Consider the following 18,382-nt stretch of genomic DNA (forward strand, 5'->3'; position numbering starts at 1 on the left):
GTGTATCTCAGGTAGGTCGCAGATACTCTACCAGCATCACTACCGTCCAGACAACCGTCAAAACTGCGCCACCGAAAAGGGGTAAGGTATAGAGGCTGTAACTACGGACAAGATGGGCCTCTGACGCTGTTTCAGCAATGATAAAAGGCAACGAGCGTTGCTGCGGTCGAGTGATAATTACCCGGTCCTGTTGCGGCAAGCTGCGGCCTTTTTCCTGCAGGCTCTGATGCAATAACTGCTCTTCGACCAGACGGCGGGCTTCACTCCATTCCTGCTCGCAGATTTGGCCATCTCCGTTACGATCGTAACGCTTCAGCGCGGCTGGATCTTTTTTCAGTTCCCGCAGGGATTCGATAACCCGCTGCCGCAAGGGAGGGCGCCGTTGAGTATTTTCCTTCGCCTGACCGAGAATATAGAGGCGGGTTCCTTCGGCGATGGTTTCTTCAATCCACTTCTCGTCACGGTCGATATGGCTTGGCTTGTCCATCAGCAGGCTCTGCTGGCCGCCGAAACCCTGCTGGCGGGAACGGGGGCGCACCGTGGCCCGCTGCGGGTCGATGATTACCCGCCCGGTGTCGTCCTCCAGGTAGAAGGGCACGTGGTCGCTTTCCTTGCAGCTGGTCAATTTCCAGCGGTTATTGCGATCTTTGCGGTATTTGCGTAGGCGATAGTAGGCGCAGGGCAGTTGGCTCATGGGTGACACCAGAGCATATTTGCGGCGTGTCTGGCCGTGTATCTCGACCAGTCCCATGGCCAGCGACCGAGTTTTGCTGGTGGGGGTGTTTTCCACCCGTCGTTTGAGTCTTAAAAAATGGAAACCACCCCATAGAAATGCGGCGGAAAGGGCCGCAGGAAGCAGGCCGGGGCGAATGCCGTAATGTAGCACGGCCTGGGCAAAAGCGTTGTTATCGAGAGCGAGGAAGATGGCTGTGCCTGCCGCCGTACCACAGATCGACAGCAACTGCGGCTTTGACAGCCCGCCCTTTCGTGGACGCGGGGGCGGTGCCGGAAGCGGAGCGGCGGTGGCGGCCGGAGGGGCCGGCTCTGCCAAGGGGGGCATTTCTTCGCGGATTTCATCAAGCAGTTCACCGACGTAGGCCACATTGCCCAGACCCGGTACGACGGTTGGGTTTTCCATAGAGTTTGGAATAGGCCGGATTGAACCGGCGACGGCCAGGCCGGTCACCAACCAGCCGTAACGGCTCAGGCTGGCCAGGTTCTGTTGCTCCCACGGACCGCCATCGGTGGCTTTTTCTACTCGACAGCCGGGGAGGTTTGCCAGGCCGAAATCGAGAGCCAGGGTGCAGGTAGAGGCATACTCCTGCACCCGCTCGAGAATACGCTGCAGGTTGATGGTGGCGCTCAGGCTCATGCTTTCGCCCAACCCCTTGGGGTCGAAACGGCCCGGCAGAACCCGTACGGCACTCGAAACGCTGCCGTCCTTCAACAGGTAGAGATCAAGTACCGGTTTGGCCCTGAGAATAGCTTGCTGTAGATCTTCGTCGCTGATTGGCTGGGCCTTGTCGATGCCGTTGTAGACCTTTTGCGCCATGAGATGCTTGAGATGTTTGCCGACAATGCTGCCTGACAGGTCGGCCAGCACCGCTACCACCGCCATGCCCCGTTCAAGAACGATTTCATCGCCAGCGGTAAAAAACGTCAGCATATCGGGTTCGATATTCAGGCTGCGAAGGCGGGTTGGCACCAAGCGGGGGAGGGCGTTCGGCAGCACCCAGCAACGCCAGCCCCGGCGGGTGAGGATGTTGGCGCTTTCTGCCAGTTCTGCCTGGCTGCCTTCGGCCAGCAGGTTCGGTCCGCGACCGATAAGGCGCTGGCGGGCCAGGTAGAGGTCGATGCCAGGTTGACCGTCCAGTTCGGTCAACAGACTGTCTAATTCGTTGCTGCCAGTAGCGACGCTGTCGACCACCAGCAGGTGAGGAAGGGAAGTTTCAGCCATGGGAAACACAATCTCCGGTGCGTTTAGGGCGGCTATCTGCTAAGGGTTGACCCTCAGGGTTCGCAAAGAGGTTTTTTTATCAGACGATCCTTGATGTGTTTTACCCCCCACCAGACCGTCACCAATACCAGTGGCACCAGGCAGGCCAGGACCACCTTCTTTTTCAGATTAAGCGTAGCAAGAGGCAGCCCGCTCAAAATATAGCTGATCAGGCCGATCATATAGTAGCTGATGGCCGCCACGGAAAGTCCTTCGACCGTTTCCTGCAGCCGGAATTGCAAGTCGCTGCGACGGTTCATAGCCGCCAGCAGATCTTTGTTCTGCTCCTGCAGGGTCAGGTTGACCCTGGTTCGTAGAAGATCTCCGGACCGTTCGATACGTTTGGAGAGGTCTTCCAGCCAGTTCTGTATCGACTCGCAGGTGCGCAGGCCCGGGTTGAAGCGGCGGGACATGAATTCGGCCATGGTCATATGGCCTTCTACTTTGTCTTCTCGAATGTTCTGCAGGCGGCTCAGGACCAGGTCCCGGTAGGCCCAGCTTGCGGAAAACAGGGTGTTGGTTTCGGCTCGCCAACTTTCCAGTCGCGTTGATAAGCGGGATAGCTCTTCCAGTAGTTTGCGCTCTCCGTCGCCCGTATCTGCGGCAGGGATGCGAGCCAGCACTTCGGCCAGTTTTCGGTCCATTTCATGCAGTTCCGGTGCCAGTTTCTTGGCGATGGGCATGGCCAGCTGGGCGAAGAGCCGGTAGGTTTCCATCTCGTACAGGCGTTGCACCAAACGCCCCATACGACATTCGTCCATCCCGCGGTTCTGAACCAGGATACGGCCGAAACCGTCGCCGTGCACCCGAAAGGCCGAACAGATCTGGGCCTTACCGGCTTTGGGTTGACTGAGGATCAGTTGTTGCCCTTCAAAGGCTTCCGCCAAGGCGGGCGGGCTGATATCTGTCTCTTCATCCACCACTTCCAAGTGAAAGGCTGCCACCGCCTGGCCCGGCAGGGAAGTCAGCCAGTCTCCGGGTACCTGATCGAGAACCCGTTGCTTGAACAGGGCTCCGCGGCCTTTGCGTGCCAGCGTCAGGGCATAGAACTCCATGTGCCGGTCCCAGCGGAAGGTAAAGGGGCCGCAGTCCTGCCAGAAGGAAACCATGGCGGCATCGGGGGGGCTACGGCAAAACGCTGGCAGAGTTGACAGACCAGGTCAAAGGCCCGTTCCAACTCCTGAGGGGTTGCCTTAAAGGCCAAGTGGCTTATTTGTTGCGGGGTGGCCACGGCACGAAACGGCCGCGCATGCAGTTCATCGTAAAGCTGTTCGCGCAGAGGATGACTGGAAAAGGGCAGGCAGTAAAAATCGGCCATGGACGGCTCCTGTCTTGAAGTGTGCAGATTATGGCACGGTCCGCTGATATGAGCAACATTCACGAAAAATGGTTGAAAAGTTGTTGCCGAGACGGCGATGCTAAACGATTTAATGCGGTGTGAGATTGTTTTTTTAGCTACTTTTGTGTTAGATTTCCCCGGTTTGGCAATTTAAGAAACTATAGGAGAACAATATGCCCACTACCGCCGATCTGAAACGCGGTCTGGTGATCCAGATCGACCAGGCGCCCTGCCTGGTGCTCGACGTTACCTCTCAGTCTCCTTCCGCCCGGGGCGGCAGCACCCTTTTTAAGACCAAGTATCGTAATTTGCTTACAGGCCAGGTACTGGAAAAGGCTTTTAAGGGCGGAGAACGCATCGATGAAGCGGACTTCGAGCGGCGCAAGGGGCAATTCCTCTATCCCGATGCCGAGGGCGGGGTTTTCATGGACCTGGAAAACTACGAGCAGTACGAGTTGGCTGGCGAGCTCTTTGATGGTGCAAAGGATTACCTTCTCGAAGGAATGGAGGTACAACTCGGTGTTTTTGAGGCTCAGGTCGTGAGTATCGATCTGCCGCTGACAGTGGAATTGGTTGTCACCGAAACCGCACCGGCCATTAAAAAAGCTACGGCTACCGCACAAACCAAGGAAGCACTTTTGGAGACGGGGCTGCGACTGCAGGTTCCCGGTTACCTCGAAGCCGGTGAGAAAATCAAGGTCGATACCCGTGAAGGGCGTTTTATTTCCCGGGCTTGAACCGTAGCTACCGCTGATTTATAGATTCATAGAAAACAGATAAGGAGGGACACATGCCGTCCGGTACTGGAAAAATTATTAGGGAAATTCGAGATTTCATTGCTAAACACGGTGATGACTACGGTAACTGGTACATTGGCATTACCACCGATCCCATCAGCCGACTGCTCGACGATCACAAGGTCGATATCAATGTCGACCTGTGGTTGTGCAGCGAGGCTTTCTCCAATGAAGAGGCGCGTAAGGTTGAAGAGCGGCTCATCTCTGAGTGTGGTGTGAAGGGTGATTGTCAGGACGGCGAGACCGGGCAGTTCATATATGCTTATCGCATGAGTGATAATACCCAGCCCTAGGTCGAGTATTTCCGATTAAAGGAGTTGACGCCTTGTAGTAGGTGTCGTGGCCACTCAAATAAAATGGCTCCGCCAATCATTTGGCTGGGCCATTTGTTTTTGAGGCGGAGGTGACTTTTGTTGCCTGTAATTCCTTTCATTCTTGCATGTTTTCGAAAGAACTATGAATAAACAAGCCTTGCTTTCCCAGATCATTGTTCGCCTGGAGTCCGACTACGCCTTGCTGCTGCAGGCCGCAAAAACATCTCATGCGGCTGCGACCCATGAAGAGAATATTCCCGATAATAAATACGCCACTCTTGGCCTTGAAGCATCCTACCTGGCACAAGGCCAAGCCAATCGTGCCCAGGACATCCTTGGTGCCCTGAAGGCCTTCCGGCAAATGGTTTTGCAGGAGTTTTCACTGGATTCCAAAATTCGTCTGACAGCGCTGGTGGAATTAGAGGACGATGAGGGGCGCAACCGGTTGGTTTTTCTCGGCCCTGCTGCGGGAGGCTTGCGTTTAGATTTCGAACAGGAAGAGATCATGGTGATCACCCCGGAGTCCCCCTTGGGACGGGGGCTGCTTGGAAAACAGGCTGGTGATCAGATCATCGTTAAAACCGGTGCCTTGCGAGAATACGAGATTGTTTCGGTCTGTTGAGCCAAGCGATGTTCAATTGTTGCTTCCATGCGGCCAGGCTTATGTTGACAGCCTTAAACCTAGATCCAGCATTTGTCTGCTAGCTCCCCATCCCCCATTGACGGCGGCTTGCGCCAGATATAGCGAATCACTTCCAGGGCGGCTTTCACCCGGGGAGCCTCACGATTGTTTGCCAGCCATCCCAGGCACAGCGGAATCTCTCCCCAGCCTTTATTCCAGATCTTTACCTGGCCACTCTCTACCAGCGGTCGAGCCTCATCCTCACGCATGATCGCCACCCCTTGTCCCGCCAACACCAGTTCCCGCACGATCTGTTCATCAATCGCGGTCACCGCCTTGTTCGGCAGGGTGCGATAATCCCCGAGGCTTTGTTGCAGGACAGCAAAGAAGGGTAGGTTTTCGACCCATATCCAGGGCAGGGCAGAAACTTCTGACCAGCTCATGATTGGGTCGTCGGATAACAGTTGGGTCGGGATGACGACGCAGGTTCGTACTTGGCTGATCACCGTCTGTTCAATATCCGGTTCACGATTGTCGCCGTAGAAGAAGCCAAGGTCGATCTGGCCGTGACGAAGACGCTGGGTCGTATCTATGGATTGACAGAGATGAAAGATGACGTTGGTGTTGCCATGGAGCTGGCTGTAGCGTTGGTTGATGGCGCTGACCCGCAGGAAGTTCGGGTCTGTGTTGAGGCCTATGGTGACCGAAACCGTATTGCCTCGGGCCAGGACGTTGGCTTGTTGCTGCAGTTTATCGGCAGCTTCTAACACATCTTGGGCCCGGGCAAGCAGTTGCCGTCCCTGCTCGGTCAAGAGCATTCCCCGGGAAGTTCGCTTGAACAGACGAAGCCCCAGCTCCTCTTCGAGTAGTTTGATCTGGGTGGAGAGGGCCGATTGACTGATATGCAAGACTGCGGCAGCACGGGTCAGGTTCTGTTCACAGGCCACGGTCAGAAAGGATTTTAGTTGATAGTGCTCCATACCTCCTCCGGCGTTCGATAAAATCGAACGCTAAGCACAGAAAGTTCAATTGGACTCCAAGCGTAGAGCATTGTAAAAACAGCGTCCAGCACTTTTTCTTGCAGATTTGCCTACAACAAAGCGTTCTTAATAGACAAAGGAGGCACAGATGTTCGGATTGGAAGGTTTCGGAGTCATCATGGGGTTTGTTCTGACCCTGCTCAGTACTCTGATTTGCATAATCTATGGCGCCAAAAACTGGAACCATGGCCATCTTGATGAAAATGAGGTGGACAGGAAGCAGGCCTGGCTCGAAGAAGAACAAGAACTTGAGGAGCAGTTGTAGCAAGAGGAGATAAACCGTGAGCATTCCATTGTTAACGACTGTGGTTCTGATCTACCTGGCCATTGTCGCCTACCTGACCCTTAAGGCTTACCGGCATACCAACAGTGCCGCCGACTATATGCTCGCCGGCCGGGAAATCCATCCCTTTGTTATGGCGATGTCCTATGGTGCGACCTTTGTTAGCACCTCAGCGATTATCGGCTTCGGCGGGGCTGCTGCGATCTTTGGTATGAGCGTGTTGTGGTTAACCTTCCTCGCTATTCTGGTCGGTATCTTTATCGCTTTCGTTTTCTTCGGTCGGCGCACCCGCCTGATGGGATTGAACCTAAACGCCCACACCTTCCCCGAACTGTTAGGCCGCCGTTTCAATTCGCTGGGCTTGCAAGGCTTGACCGCTCTGCTGATTTTTGCAGCGATGCCCCTCTATGCCAGCGTTGTGCTGATGGGAGGCGGTAAGTTCATCGCTCAGGTATTGGCCGTGGACTACAATGTCGCCCTGTTTTTTCTCACCGTGATCATTGCGATATACGTGATCATGGGAGGGCTCAAGGCCGTCATGTACACCGATGCTTTTCAGGGCAGCATCATGTTCAGCGGTCTGTTAATTCTGCTGGGAGTAACCTATTACAAGCTCGGCGGAATAACCCAGGCCCACCAGCGTCTCAGCAACATGAAAGAAATAGCCGTCAACATGTTTGGCGCCAAAGGACACATGGGGTGGACGGCGTTTCCGCAGCTTGGTTCGGAATACTGGCTGATAGTGGTAACCACCATCATTCTTGGCGTCGGCATCGGGGTACTGGCCCAGCCGCAGCTGATCGTGCGCTTTATGACGGTGAAGAGTAGCCGTGAGTTGAACCGGGCCGTATTGATCGGGGGGTGTTTATCCTGGTGGCGGTTGGCGTACCGTTCGTTGTCGGGCCGTTAACCAACGTCTTTTTCTACTATGAGCATGCTGAAACTGCGGGACAAGTTGCCTTGCTTGCTGCTAATAAGAACGTGGCCCAGATCCTTCCAATGTATATCAGCAAGGCCATGCCCCAGTGGTTTACAGCGCTGTTTATGGTCACTCTGCTTTCAGCGGCGATGAGCACCCTGAGTTCACAGTTTCATGCTATGGGAACCTCCCTTGGTCGCGACATCTACGCCAAGGCCCTTGGGCGCAGCGGCAACTCTGTACTCCTTACCCGGGTCGGAATCCTGTTTGCCATCCTGCTCAGTTATTTCCTCGCATGGGGTCTGCCCCACTTCTTTGAAAACGGCACCGCAATCATCGCCCGTGGCACGGCGATCTTCTTTGGAATTTGCGCAGCGGCATTTCTGCCCATCTATTTCGGGGCTATTTATTTTAAGCGTATGACCAAACTGGCTGCCTACGCCGGATTCTTCAGTGGAACGTTGGTCAGTTTTTTCTGGTTGTTCTTCATCCATTTAAAAGAATCCAAGCCGTTGTTGTTGTGCAAAACACTCTTTGGCGTCGACTCCCTTGCTATGGGCACCAAGTGGGCACTGGTAGACCCGTTGGTGATTGCACTGCCTGCTGCGATTTTAACCACCCTGTTGTTTAATTGCTTTGGGAGACAATTGGACGAACAGCACGTGCGGAAATGTTTCCACGCCGTTGAAAAGTGAAGTACCTCAACTGCTAAGATGTTCTATTTGAGGTCCGAGTTTGTCAATGCTCCAGAGACTAGAAGCCCCCGGTGTCCCCCTGTGTCAGCATAGTTGTCGCCTCTAACTGAACTCAACAAGATTGGGGGCAGTCAGGAGGCGCATGTATTCCAAAGCATTCAGAGCCCTGATGATTCAGAAGATGACCGACCCTGAGGGGCCGAGTCCGGTATCCTTGGCTGATGAAATTGGCGTATCACGTAGCTCCCTCTACCGATGGGTGAGTGAAGCTGATACGCTTGATATTGCTGTCAATACAGAGCCGCCATCCTTTACTGAATCCATGCAGAGGCTGTCCAATATGAAACGACCACAAGACTGGAGTGCCGAAGAGAAGCTGGCGGCCGTTCTGGAAGCGGCATCGCTTTCCGAAGAAGAGTTGGGCGCTTTTTTACGCAGCCGGGGATTACATGACGCCCAACTGCAGCAGTGGCGTGACCAGATGCTTATTGGTCTTGAGCCAAAGCCAGCAAAGCGCGCCGAGACCAAGCGCATCCGCGATTTGGAGAAGGAACTCAGGCGCAAGGACAAGGCGCTGGCTGAAACCGCGGCTTTGCTGGTTCTCAAAAAAAAAGCCCAAGAGATTTGGGGGGACGAGGACGACGACACCGACCGTTAGAGCGCCAGAAGGCCTTGGAGCTGGTCGATGAGGCCATGTGCCGGGGCGCCAGATTGAAACCGGCCGCCCAGATGCTGGGACTGACTGCCCGCACCATTCAGCGCTGGGCCCGCCAGGAGAATGACGAGGATCGGCGTCATGGCCCAGTAACCGCACCGGCCAACAAGCTGACGCCCGTTGAGCGGCAGGAGGTCCTGTCGGTTGCCAATTCACCAACATATCGGGAACTATCACCCAAGCAGATCGTCCCCCGCCTGGCCGATGAAGGTCGATATGTGGCGTCGGAATCGACCTTTTACCGGATTCTGCGGCAGGAGAATCAACTGGCCCACCGGGAACGCTGTCGGCCGGCCACGCATCGCCGTCCACGGGAGAAAGTGGCCACAGGGCCATGCCAGGTGTGGTCTTGGGATATTACCTATTTGAGGTCCACGATCACCGGCCAGTTCTTTTATCTCTACATGATCCTGGATGTCTGGAGTCGTAAAATCATGGCTGCTACTGTCTTCTCCAAAGAATGCAGCCAGAACAGTGCGTTGCTGTGCGTGGAAGCCTTTCACCGCCACAAGGTTGATCCCAAGGGCTTGGTGCTGCATTCCGACAACGGTAGCCCGATGAAAGGCTCGACTATGCTGGCCACGTTACAGCGCCTGGGCGTCGTTCCCTCCTTCAATCGACCAGGCGTGAGCAATGACAACCCGTTCTCGGAGTCACTGTTTCGTACTTTGAAGTATCGGCCGGAGTATCCGTCTCGCCCTTTTGCTTCTGAGTTTGAGGCTCAACGGTGGGTCGATGCATTCGTCCACTGGTACAACACAGCGCATCAGCATAGTGAGATCCGCTTTATATCGCCGGATGATCGGCATTATGGGCGTGAAGTCGCGAAGCTAAAAAAACGGAAAGAGGTTTACGAGCAGGCACGACAGAAGAATCCCAACCGTTGGACCAGGAAAACACGGAACTGGGAACCCGTCGGCATAGTTCGACTGAACCCAGAACGAAAAAGGTCCCCCGAAGAGGACCTAAGTAGCGAAGCAGCATAACGAGACTGAGGCGACAACTATATTGACACCCGCCGGAACATCAAACAGCCCAATCTGTTTTTCATAGGTTGGGCTGTCCTGTATTTTGTCCAAAATTGATTGTCAGATTATCTAAGATTTATGAGGCATTAGAAAGGGGCCGAGAGGTTTGAGTATCGTAAATACTAAATATATGTCCCTGTTCTGAAATAAGTTTACACCTGGGAGAATTATTTCAGGACGGGACAGTAAAATAAGAAAAGGCTCCTCGGACATTGAGGAGCCTTTTTGTCGTATATGGGAAATTGGTGGCTCAGGCCTGTTTCTGCCAAACCGAATCGGCGGGGAACAGGTGGCTGCCGGTGGAGATATCGAGGGGAGCGGCCAGCCAGTCCTTGGTAGTATCGAGCCAGGTTTGGAAGTGCGGGGTTTCTTTATGCACGTCGAAAGCCTGCTCGCTGGTATAGACCTCATAGAGGTGTAATTTGTTCGGATCGGTGTGGTCTTCGACGATATTGAACAACAGGCAGTCTGGTTCGTTGTTTACCGAGCCGCGACCATCGGCCAGCATGGCTTCGATAAATTCTTCGCGATGTTCCGGTTTGATCTGTACCTTGACGATGACGGCAAACATACGCTCCTCCTGTGGTGAATAGAAAAATGATCAGTGGTTTTTGGCCGTTCCGGCCAAGATCTGTTAATGAAAATCATTAAAACAGGGGTGGTAGGGATGTCAAGGTATTTATCGGTTTCTGGGTGGGAATTTAGGGCGCCAGCGTCTCGACATAACCGCAGGCGTCGTGCAGAAAATATCTGAAGTCGGTCTCGAGTTGTGGGTAGTGACGCTTTATCTCGATCAGGCCACTGTTGAGGTTGTTGCTGCGGCTCAGACGTCCCGCCAGACGTTGCAAGACCTTGTCTACGGTCTTCAGCTGGCGAGCGGCTACCAGCCAGTCAGCAGCCACCATGCGCGGCGCAGCCTGTTGCAGGTCGGGCGGCAGCAGGGCGTGATTTTCCGTAAGCAAATGGTAGATGTTAGCGGCGAATCGTTCCAGGGGGGAGTCTGAGAAGTCTGACCAGTGCACAGCCAGAAAATGATCGTAGGCCACATCGACCAAGATGCCCCGGCAATGGCGCAGGGTTGGGTCCAGGCGCCGCTTGCTGCGTTGGAAATGGGGGTTGGTCTCCGCAAAGCGGTCAACCTTGCGGTGTAGTTGCAGGCCCCAGCGAATCTCCGTTGGGTAATGGTCGTCAAGACGGCCCTTGACGTAGTCACCCATCAAGGCACCGAGGAGGCAACCGTCAGTGGGATCGGACAGATACAGGTGGACCAGATGGTTCAATAAAAGAGGCCTGTCAGTTGCTGGCGGTTTCGTTATGTTCCGATTGCTTGGCGGCAGCAATTTGGGTTGCCGCGGGAATCCCCTCGCCAAGTTGAGCCACAAGAGGGGCGATAGCGGTCTTGAATGCGGCCATGTTGGCTTTGGAAACCGGCGCGGTGGGGGTGGATTTAAGCCGGGCCGGATTAATCGGGCGACCGTTTTTGTACATACGGAAGCAGAGGTGAGGGCCTGTTGCCAGGCCGGTCATGCCGACATAACCGATGGTTTGACCTTGGGCAACTCGTTTCCCCATGCGCATTTTTCTGGCAAAGCCGTTCATGTGTAGATAAAGGCTTTGCATGCCGTTGCTGTGGCGCAATTTGATAAAGTTGCCGTTGTGTTTGGTACGGCCGATTCTACTGATGACACCATCGCCGATAGCCTTGATGGGAGTACCGGTTGGAGCCGCGTAATCGATAGCTGGATGGGACTTCCAGGTTTTGGTGATGGGATGGAAACGGCGCAAGGAAAAGCCGGAAGAAATACGGCTGAAGGACAGCGGGGCTTTCAGGAAGGCTTTGCGCAGGCTCTTGCCCTGCTCGTCGTAATAAGCTGCGCGCTGATTGCCGTCCTTAAACAGGTAGGCCTGAAAGGTTTCTCCCCGGTTCGCAAAGGTCGCTGCCAGAATGCGACCGTAGCCTGCCTGCTTACCTTCGCGGAAACGCTTTTCGACCAGGACCTGGAAACTGTCGCCGTTTTGAATATCGCGAATAAAGTCAATATCCCAGGCAAAGATGTCGGCCAGGTTGATGGCCAGGGTTTCACTTTCGCCGCTTTTAAGCACTGCGTTAAACAGACTGCTGGTTATGGTGCCATTGATGAGTTGTTGTTCAACGGTATAAGGAATAGCGGTTCGGGAGATGTCGAACCCCTCCTCGTTTTGCAAAATAATCAGTTGCTCTTCGTTGTCGATGTCGTATTCAAAGCGTTCAAAAGCACCGTCCCGCAAAGCCAGACGATAGTCCTGCCCTGCGCAGAGCTTGGACAGGGGGAACACTTCTTTGCACTGCTTATTGAGGTTGTGAATCTGCTGCGGAGTAAAAATATGGCCGAGCAGGGAGGTAATGGTTTCGCCGGGTTGAATGGCGCCGCGAACCAGTTCCCGCTTTACTTCTGGTACTGCTGAAATCTCCGGTATTGTATTGCCTCCGTCTTGGGCAATTAAGTCGGCCTGCTGGCGGTTGGATAATAACAACAGGCTTCCGAGTCCCAGCAACACCAGGAGCGGAAGCAGAAAGCGACGATTGATAAAGCGACTATTGGAGCGAGTCCGTTGCACCATAGAGGTGCGCGGTGGATTGAAATCGTTATTCATGGTAACCGTTCCTGAATTAATGCTATGGATAGCAGAAGCCCGAAAGCTTGCTTGTTATTTTATCGACCTTAACCTTGCAGATGCTAGCAATTTTTCCCATCCTTTGTCCAGTGTCTGACTTTAGCGACATAAGTCTTTTTTGATATTACGCTTTATCCTTTCCATCAGGACCGCGCATTGCCAAACCCCGGTAAATAATCTATCTTGGTTACATTCGGCAACGATGCTTTATCCAGTCAGAATCATATCACCACGAAGCACACGAAGATCACGAAAAAAACCGTAAAGAGTTTTGGCTTTCTCTGTGTTCTTCGCGGCCTTCGCGGTGGCAAATTTTTGACTTTACGAAATTTATTCAATCTTTTTATAGACAGGAATACAGAAATGGTTAATCAACAACGTATCGCCGCGGAATTCAGCCGTCTGGCCGGTATATCCAGCCCGGCTTTTGGCGAAGGAGAAATTTCGCGGTATCTGATCAAGCGTCTGCAGGAACTCGGTGCAACGGTGGTAATGGACGATGCCGGTGAGAAGATCGGTAGCGAGAGCGGCAACTTGGTCGCGACCTTTCCTGCTAACGGAAAAGATAGCGAACCGCTATTGGTTTCAGTCCATATGGATACTGTCGGACCCGCCGAAGGGGTGCAGCCGGTGCTGAATGATGGGGTCTTTACCAGCGCCGGGGAAACAATCCTTGGCGCTGATGACAAGGCCGGCATCACTGAAATAATCGAGGCGCTGGAGGTGGTGCGGGAACAGAACATCCCCCATGGCCCCGTGGAGCTGGTCGTCGCCGTATGCGAGGAAGTGGGACTTCTCGGGGTTAAGCACCTCGATTGCAGCCTGGTAAAATCCCGCCGCGGTGTAGCCCTTGATACCTCCGGGACCGATTGGCTGATTAATACCGCACCGGGAGCCAACAAGATGCGTTTCGAAATCGTCGGTCGCGAATCCCATGCCGGTATCGCCCCGGAACAGGGCATTTCTGCCATTGCCGTGGCAGCAAAAGGTGTAGCCGCCATGCGCCTGGGTCGCATCGATCACGAGACAACTGCCAATATCGGTACTTTTAACGGCGGCGAGGCGACCAATATTATTCCCCGCAAGGTTGTGCTGGAAGGGGAGGCGCGCAGCCACGACGAAACCAAGTTGGCCGCGCAGACCGAACATATGATCGCCTGTCTGGAAGACGCAGCCCGGGAAGCTTCTTGTGTTATCGACGGCGAGCAGGTTGATGTGACTGTCAGTCGGGAGGTAACAGCCGATTATCCGCGCATGGCGGTGGCCACCGATGCGTCCATCGTGCAGTTGGCGCAGCAAGCTGCTGCCGGACTTGACCGCACTCTGGAGGTAAGGGACGGCGGGGGCGGCAGCGATGCCAATATTCTTAACAGCTACGGCATCGAGACCGTAATCCTTGGTACCGGCATGTGCAAGGTTCATTCTGTAGACGAATCGGTCAGCGTGGCGGACATGGCCCGGGTGGCGGAGCTGCTGGTGGAGATTATTCGGTTGGCTTAGAGCTTGGTTTGGGATGGAGATTAAACCATAAAATAAACTTCACCGGACTTCTGTCGCCAAGAGGTGTTGCCGCTTATATCCATTGTTAGTATCTGAACATAGGCGGCTCTCCGACGGAAGCTCTCTGAACCTGAATCTGCTTGCAGGCTCGTTTCAGTGATGCGCAATGGTGCTACTCAGCATCTGCGCTATTGGGTTTTAAAACCCAGCAAAACATAGACCTCAAGTTCGCAAAACTTATGAACCAATGGAGTTAGCAGCGGCCTATCGTAAAAGAGGGCGCTGCAATGAAACCGCCGTCGCCATGGCATTTTTTAGTAGAAGTTATATTTTCCCTGACTAACAACCTGCTGCTCCACGCAGTGGAGCCATTTTTTGCCTACTTTTTGTTGGCTCGGACAAAAAGTAGGGCGTCTGGCGGGACGCGACCCGCCGGTTTCAGTTTTGAGTTGCTTCCCGCGACAATGCAGGATTCCTGAATATAATGAAATTCCCCATCTCCCCCCACATGCAGCAGATACCCTTCCCACCCATATCCGAGGTGCAGCGCTGGCTGGCGGACGGTCTCTATACCGGAGAAGAACCACTCATCGACCTCTGCCAGGCGGTTCCCGACTACGGCCCGCCACCGGAGTTGACCGAATATCTGGCCACCCTGCTGAACGATCCCCAAACCGCTCGCTACAGCCTCGATGAAGGTTTGCTGGAGGTGCGCGAAGAGCTGTGTCGTCATTACCGGTCCCGGTACGGCGCCGTCATTGATCCCCGCCAGCTCTGTTTAACCATCGGCGCTAGTCAGGCCTTCTGGCTGGCTATGGTCGCTCTCTGCCAAGCCGGTGATGAGGTGCTGGTCGCCACACCTTATTATTTCGATCATGTCATGGGTTTGCAGGCCCTTGGCATTCGACCGGTGCTGCTGCCCTTTGATGAACAGAGTGGCGGGGTGCCTGATCGGACAGCCATTTCTGCACGCATCGGACCCCGTACCAAAGCTCTTTTGCTGGTGACACCCGGTAACCCAGCGGGTACCATTATTCCATCTGCTGAATTGGCCGAACTGTCGGCACTGGTGCGCCAGCACAACATCGCCCTGATACTGGACGAAACTTACCATGCCTTCATTCCCGGCATGCAAAGGCCTCATGATTTGTTTAGCAATCCGGATTGGGGCGATCATTTCATTCATCTCACATCCTTCGGTAAGACCTTTGCCCTGACCGGTTATCGGGCCGGCATGCTGGCCGCTTCAGCCGCATTTATAGAACAGGCCCTTAAGGTGCAGGATTCCATGGCTGTCTGTGCACCGCGCATTACTCAACAGGCCATCGCCTTCGGTGCCCTTCACCTCGGAGATTGGGTGGAGGGCAACTGTCGCATGATGCAGGGCCGTCACGATCTATTCTGTAATGAACTGAGTCACTCGGCCAACCCCTTTACCCGCATCGCCAGCGGTGCTTTTTTTGCCTGGTTGCGTCATCCCTTTACCGACCGCAGTGGCCGTCAGGTTTCCAGGCATCTGTTGCAGAAGGCTGGTTTGTTGACTCTGGGGGGTGAGGTTTTCGGCCCAGGTTTGGAGGGCTATCTGCGGATCGCTTTTGGCAATTTGAGCGAAGAACAGATACCCGAAGCGGTAAGGCGCCTGCGGGAGTTGCCCTTTGACTGATTGTTCTTCAGCGAGAATGCCCCTTCCTATCGACGAGTTGCTGCCCGATTTACGCCGCGCCCTGAAGGAGAACGATTGTGCGGTGTTACAGGCTGAACCGGGGGCGGGTAAGACCACCCGGGTACCTCTCGCTCTGCTCGACGAGCCGTGGCTGTCCGAACGCCGCATTCTGATGCTTGAGCCCCGTCGGCTGGCGGCCAGTAACGCGGCCCGCTATATGGCGGGTTGCCTCGGAGAACAGGTGGGTGGCACCGTCGGCTACACCATTCGTTTCGAGCGCCGGGTGTCGCGCCAAACCCGTATCGAGGTGGTGACCGAAGGGGTCCTTTCCCGCCGGCTGCAAAGCGACCCCTATCTGGAGGGGTCGGGCTGGTGATTTTCGATGAATTTCACGAGCGGAATCTTCATTCGGACCTGGCTCTGGCTTTGTGCCGCGATGTACAGCTCGGCCTGCGCGACGACCTCAAGCTGCTGGTCATGTCAGCGACTCTCGATGGCGAGCCCATCGCTCGTTTGCTTGGTGATGCGCCGCTTTTGAGCAGCAGCGGCCGTAGCTTTCCCGTTGCAATTCGCTATCTGGATAAGCCTCCAGTGGGCCGCCCGGCTGAATATGCTGCTGCAGCAGTGATTCGGGCCTGGCCGGCGACGGAAGGCGATCTGCTGGTGTTTCTCCCCGGGGTGGGCGATATTCAGCGTTGCCGGGAGCTGCTGGCCGGCCATCCGGTCATGAGCGAAGCCTTGCTCTGTCCCCTCTACGCCGATTTGTCTTTTGTCGACCAGGAACGGGCTTTGACTCCTGCCGCCCAACGCAAAGTGGTGCTGGCCACAAATATTGCAGAGACCAGTTTGACCATCGAAGGGGTGCGAGTGGTGATCGACAGCGGCTACATGCGTCAGCCCCGCTTCGATGCCGGCTCTGGTCTTCAGCATTTGCAGACGGTACGCATTTCTGCTGCTAATGCCGTACAGCGAGCCGGACGAGCCGGGCGCCTCGGTCCCGGGGAGTGCTGGCGCTTATGGACCGAAGGCGAACAGGGCGGATTGCTGCCTTTTGCGCCGCCGGAAATTCGCTCCGCCGACCTGGCCCCTCTGGCTTTGGAGCTGGCTCGTTGGGGAATAACAAATGTCGAACAGTTGGCCTGGCTCGATCCGCCGCCAGCAACCGCCATGGCACAGGGGCAGGCGTTGTTGAGACTGCTCGGTGCCCTCGATGAAACGGAGCGTATCACTCCCTATGGTGAAGGGATGGCGGCTTTACCGGCCCATCCCCGTCTTGCCGCCTTGCTGCTCACTGCCAAAGCGAGGGAACAATTGCCCCTGGCTTGTGACTTGGTGGCCCTGCTGTCGGAACGGGATCCCTTGCGCCATCCGCGGCGGGCGTCTCACCGCAGCAAGTGTGATCTTCTGGAGCGGTTGGAAGTCGTTTCTGCTTGGCGCGCCCGGCGTAAGGTGAACAACCACTTCGATGCCGGTGCTTGTCGGGCCATCGATCGTACAGCCCGTTACTGGCGAAAACACTTTGGTTTGACGGATGAACCGACAACGGTTGCACCGACAGTGGAAGAACTCGGTCCGTTGGTTGCGGCGGCCTATCCTGACCGTATCGGCCGTCTGCGTGAGAGCGGCGATAGCCGCTATCTGCTTAGTGGTGGTCAGGGCGGAAAACTGTCGCCCCGCTGTGGGGTCGGTGAGGTCGAATTTCTAGTTGCGGTGAATATGAGCGGTGGCCGGAAGGGGGACGGCCAGATTCACTCGGCTTGTACCATTCAGGGTGAGGTTTTGGAGGCCCTGTTTTCTGATCGCCTGGCTTGGCGACGGCAGGTTTGCTGGGACCGGGAGCGGCAGCGGGTGGTGGCCGGCGAAGTGCGCTTGCTGGGGGCTCTGCCCCTGGCGGAACGGCCAGTGACGGTTAATGCAGAAGAGATGCTTCCGGCGCTTTTTGAGGGCCTTCGCCTGCTTGGATTGGATATCCTTGGCTGGAGCCGGGCCTCCCGTGCCTTGCAACAGCGGGTACAATGTGTTGCTGCAGTCTTTCCCGAGCAGGAGTGGCCCGATTTTTCCGACCAGGCTCTGCTGGCCTCCCTCGAATCCTGGCTGGCTCCTTTTGCTTCCGGGTTACGAAGCCGCGACGACTTGTCCCGTTTCGACCCTTTGCAAGCGTTGAACGCCTGTCTGAGCTGGCCGCAGAGTCGCCTGCTCGATGAGATGGCTCCGACCCATCTGCTGGTGCCGAGCGGTCGCAAGGTGGCCCTCGAATATCAAGCTGAAGGGCCGCCGGTGTTGGCGGTCAAGCTGCAGGAACTTTTCGGTCTGGCCGATACCCCCGGTATTGCCGCAGGCCGGATACCGGTTTTGATTCACCTGCTCTCGCCAGCAAGAAGGCCATTGGCCGTGACTCAGGATCTGGCCAGCTTCTGGAATAGCGTCTATCCTGACGTTAAGAAGGAGATGGCCGGCCGCTATCCCAAGCATCCCTGGCCCGATGATCCCTGGCAGGCAGCTGCGACACGTTCGGTGAAAGGCAAGAAGAGGGGCTATAAACCAGAGAAAAGGTAGACCATCGCTCACGCGGAGCCGCGGGAAGCGCGGAGAAGGGCCTACGGGTGAAGTCGTAATACGTGATGCGTAATGAGGTAATGTCTTTTTCCACCTACGACCTACGATTCACGTTTTACGTTTTACTGATTACGGATTACGGATTACGGATTACTGATTACTGATTACTGATTACTGATTACTGATTACTGATTACTGATTACTGATTACTGATTACTGATTACTGATTACTGATTACTGATTACTGATTGCTGATTGCT

General features: G+C 55.1%; 14 protein-coding genes and 2 pseudogenes. 10 read left to right on the top strand and 6 right to left on the bottom strand.

The genetic code is table 11. From position 1 onward, the window contains the following. Positions 1 to 7 precede the first annotated feature (7 nt). Positions 8 to 1,957 (bottom strand): GIDE domain-containing protein, encoded by a 1,950-nt coding sequence (locus A7E78_RS13550; RefSeq protein ID WP_072284766.1) that lies wholly within the window; start codon positions 1,955 to 1,957, stop codon positions 8 to 10. A gap of 53 nt (positions 1,958 to 2,010) precedes the next feature. After that, positions 2,011 to 3,314: pseudogene (locus A7E78_RS13555) on the bottom strand (DUF3422 family protein). Positions 3,315 to 3,508: 194 nt separating this feature from the next. Between A7E78_RS13555 and A7E78_RS13560 the strand changes: the two are divergent. The 3 genes from A7E78_RS13560 to A7E78_RS13570 all read left to right on the top strand — a co-directional run bounded on the left by A7E78_RS13560 (position 3,509) and on the right by A7E78_RS13570 (position 5,068). Continuing rightward, positions 3,509 to 4,072: an elongation factor P gene (locus tag A7E78_RS13560; RefSeq protein ID WP_072284767.1), complete on the top strand. Its 564-nt coding sequence runs from the start codon at positions 3,509 to 3,511 to the stop codon at positions 4,070 to 4,072. Positions 4,073 to 4,125: 53 nt separating this feature from the next. Next, positions 4,126 to 4,425, top strand: a complete 300-nt coding sequence (locus A7E78_RS13565; protein ID WP_072284768.1) for a hypothetical protein — start codon at positions 4,126 to 4,128, stop codon at positions 4,423 to 4,425. Positions 4,426 to 4,588: 163 nt separating this feature from the next. Next, positions 4,589 to 5,068, top strand: a complete 480-nt coding sequence (locus tag A7E78_RS13570) for a GreA/GreB family elongation factor (RefSeq protein WP_072284769.1) — start codon at positions 4,589 to 4,591, stop codon at positions 5,066 to 5,068. A gap of 59 nt (positions 5,069 to 5,127) precedes the next feature. Here the strand turns inward: A7E78_RS13570 and A7E78_RS13575 are convergent, their stop codons facing one another. Beyond that, positions 5,128 to 6,048 carry a LysR family transcriptional regulator gene (locus tag A7E78_RS13575; protein WP_072284770.1) on the bottom strand — a complete coding sequence of 307 codons (921 nt, stop codon included), beginning with the start codon at positions 6,046 to 6,048 and terminating at the stop codon, positions 5,128 to 5,130. A gap of 148 nt (positions 6,049 to 6,196) precedes the next feature. Between A7E78_RS13575 and A7E78_RS15235 the strand changes: the two genes are divergently transcribed. From A7E78_RS15235 to A7E78_RS13590, 3 genes and pseudogenes are all read left to right on the top strand, one after another. Beyond that, positions 6,197 to 6,373, top strand: a complete 177-nt coding sequence (locus tag A7E78_RS15235) for a symporter small accessory protein (RefSeq protein ID WP_201258005.1) — start codon at positions 6,197 to 6,199, stop codon at positions 6,371 to 6,373. A 16-nt stretch (positions 6,374 to 6,389) separates the two neighbouring features. Next, a pseudogene (locus tag A7E78_RS15790) lies at positions 6,390 to 8,005 on the top strand (sodium:solute symporter family protein). A gap of 142 nt (positions 8,006 to 8,147) precedes the next feature. Next, positions 8,148 to 9,706 (top strand): IS3 family transposase gene (locus tag A7E78_RS13590; protein WP_145924912.1). Its coding sequence is split into 2 segments (ribosomal slippage): positions 8,148 to 8,619 and positions 8,619 to 9,706, totalling 1,560 coding nucleotides; the frame shifts between segments, so codons are not numbered across the junction. A gap of 292 nt (positions 9,707 to 9,998) precedes the next feature. Here the strand turns inward: A7E78_RS13590 and A7E78_RS13595 are convergent. From A7E78_RS13595 to A7E78_RS13605, 3 genes are all read right to left on the bottom strand, one after another. After that, positions 9,999 to 10,319, bottom strand: a complete 321-nt coding sequence (locus A7E78_RS13595; protein WP_072284772.1) for a putative quinol monooxygenase — start codon at positions 10,317 to 10,319, stop codon at positions 9,999 to 10,001. Between the two features lie 130 nt (positions 10,320 to 10,449). Then, positions 10,450 to 11,028 carry an acyl carrier protein phosphodiesterase gene (locus A7E78_RS13600; protein WP_072284773.1) on the bottom strand — a complete coding sequence of 193 codons (579 nt, stop codon included), beginning with the start codon at positions 11,026 to 11,028 and terminating at the stop codon, positions 10,450 to 10,452. 13 nt (positions 11,029 to 11,041) lie between these two features. Beyond that, positions 11,042 to 12,382, bottom strand: a complete 1,341-nt coding sequence (locus A7E78_RS13605) for a M23 family metallopeptidase (protein ID WP_072284774.1) — start codon at positions 12,380 to 12,382, stop codon at positions 11,042 to 11,044. 384 nt (positions 12,383 to 12,766) lie between these two features. Between A7E78_RS13605 and A7E78_RS13610 the strand changes: the two genes are divergently transcribed. From A7E78_RS13610 to hrpB, 4 genes are all read left to right on the top strand, one after another. Continuing rightward, on the top strand, positions 12,767 to 13,903 hold the full coding sequence (locus tag A7E78_RS13610; RefSeq protein WP_072284775.1) for a M20/M25/M40 family metallo-hydrolase: 1,137 nt from the start codon (positions 12,767 to 12,769) through the stop codon (positions 13,901 to 13,903). Between the two features lie 484 nt (positions 13,904 to 14,387). Further along, entirely contained in the window at positions 14,388 to 15,566 is a 1,179-nt protein-coding gene (locus A7E78_RS13620; protein ID WP_072284777.1) for an aminotransferase, read from the top strand. Beyond that, positions 15,559 to 15,942: a hypothetical protein gene (locus tag A7E78_RS15670; RefSeq protein WP_335743812.1), complete on the top strand. Its 384-nt coding sequence runs from the start codon at positions 15,559 to 15,561 to the stop codon at positions 15,940 to 15,942. Before A7E78_RS13620 ends, A7E78_RS15670 begins: the two co-directional genes overlap by 8 nt. Next, positions 15,939 to 18,122 (top strand): ATP-dependent helicase HrpB, encoded by a 2,184-nt coding sequence (gene hrpB, locus A7E78_RS13625; protein WP_335743813.1) that lies wholly within the window; start codon positions 15,939 to 15,941, stop codon positions 18,120 to 18,122. The genes A7E78_RS15670 and hrpB overlap by 4 nt, the downstream gene beginning before the upstream one ends. Positions 18,123 to 18,382 lie beyond the last annotated feature (260 nt).

Source organism: Syntrophotalea acetylenivorans (genome assembly GCF_001887775.1).
In the GTDB taxonomy this organism is placed as follows: Bacteria; Desulfobacterota; Desulfuromonadia; order Desulfuromonadales; family Syntrophotaleaceae; genus Syntrophotalea_A; species Syntrophotalea_A acetylenivorans.

What these genes read in the sequence shown, in the direction of transcription:
- A7E78_RS13550 (WP_072284766.1), bottom strand. Translation starts at nt 1,957, where the DNA reads ATGGCTGAAACTTCCCTTCCTCACCTGCTGGTGGTCGACAGCGTCGCT.
- A7E78_RS13560 (WP_072284767.1), top strand. Translation starts at nt 3,509, where the DNA reads ATGCCCACTACCGCCGATCTGAAACGCGGTCTGGTGATCCAGATCGAC.
- A7E78_RS13565 (WP_072284768.1), top strand. Translation starts at nt 4,126, where the DNA reads ATGCCGTCCGGTACTGGAAAAATTATTAGGGAAATTCGAGATTTCATT.
- A7E78_RS13570 (WP_072284769.1), top strand. Translation starts at nt 4,589, where the DNA reads ATGAATAAACAAGCCTTGCTTTCCCAGATCATTGTTCGCCTGGAGTCC.
- A7E78_RS13575 (WP_072284770.1), bottom strand. Translation starts at nt 6,048, where the DNA reads ATGGAGCACTATCAACTAAAATCCTTTCTGACCGTGGCCTGTGAACAG.
- A7E78_RS15235 (WP_201258005.1), top strand. Translation starts at nt 6,197, where the DNA reads ATGTTCGGATTGGAAGGTTTCGGAGTCATCATGGGGTTTGTTCTGACC.
- A7E78_RS13595 (WP_072284772.1), bottom strand. Translation starts at nt 10,319, where the DNA reads ATGTTTGCCGTCATCGTCAAGGTACAGATCAAACCGGAACATCGCGAA.
- A7E78_RS13605 (WP_072284774.1), bottom strand. Translation starts at nt 12,382, where the DNA reads ATGAATAACGATTTCAATCCACCGCGCACCTCTATGGTGCAACGGACT.
- A7E78_RS13610 (WP_072284775.1), top strand. Translation starts at nt 12,767, where the DNA reads ATGGTTAATCAACAACGTATCGCCGCGGAATTCAGCCGTCTGGCCGGT.
- A7E78_RS13620 (WP_072284777.1), top strand. Translation starts at nt 14,388, where the DNA reads ATGAAATTCCCCATCTCCCCCCACATGCAGCAGATACCCTTCCCACCC.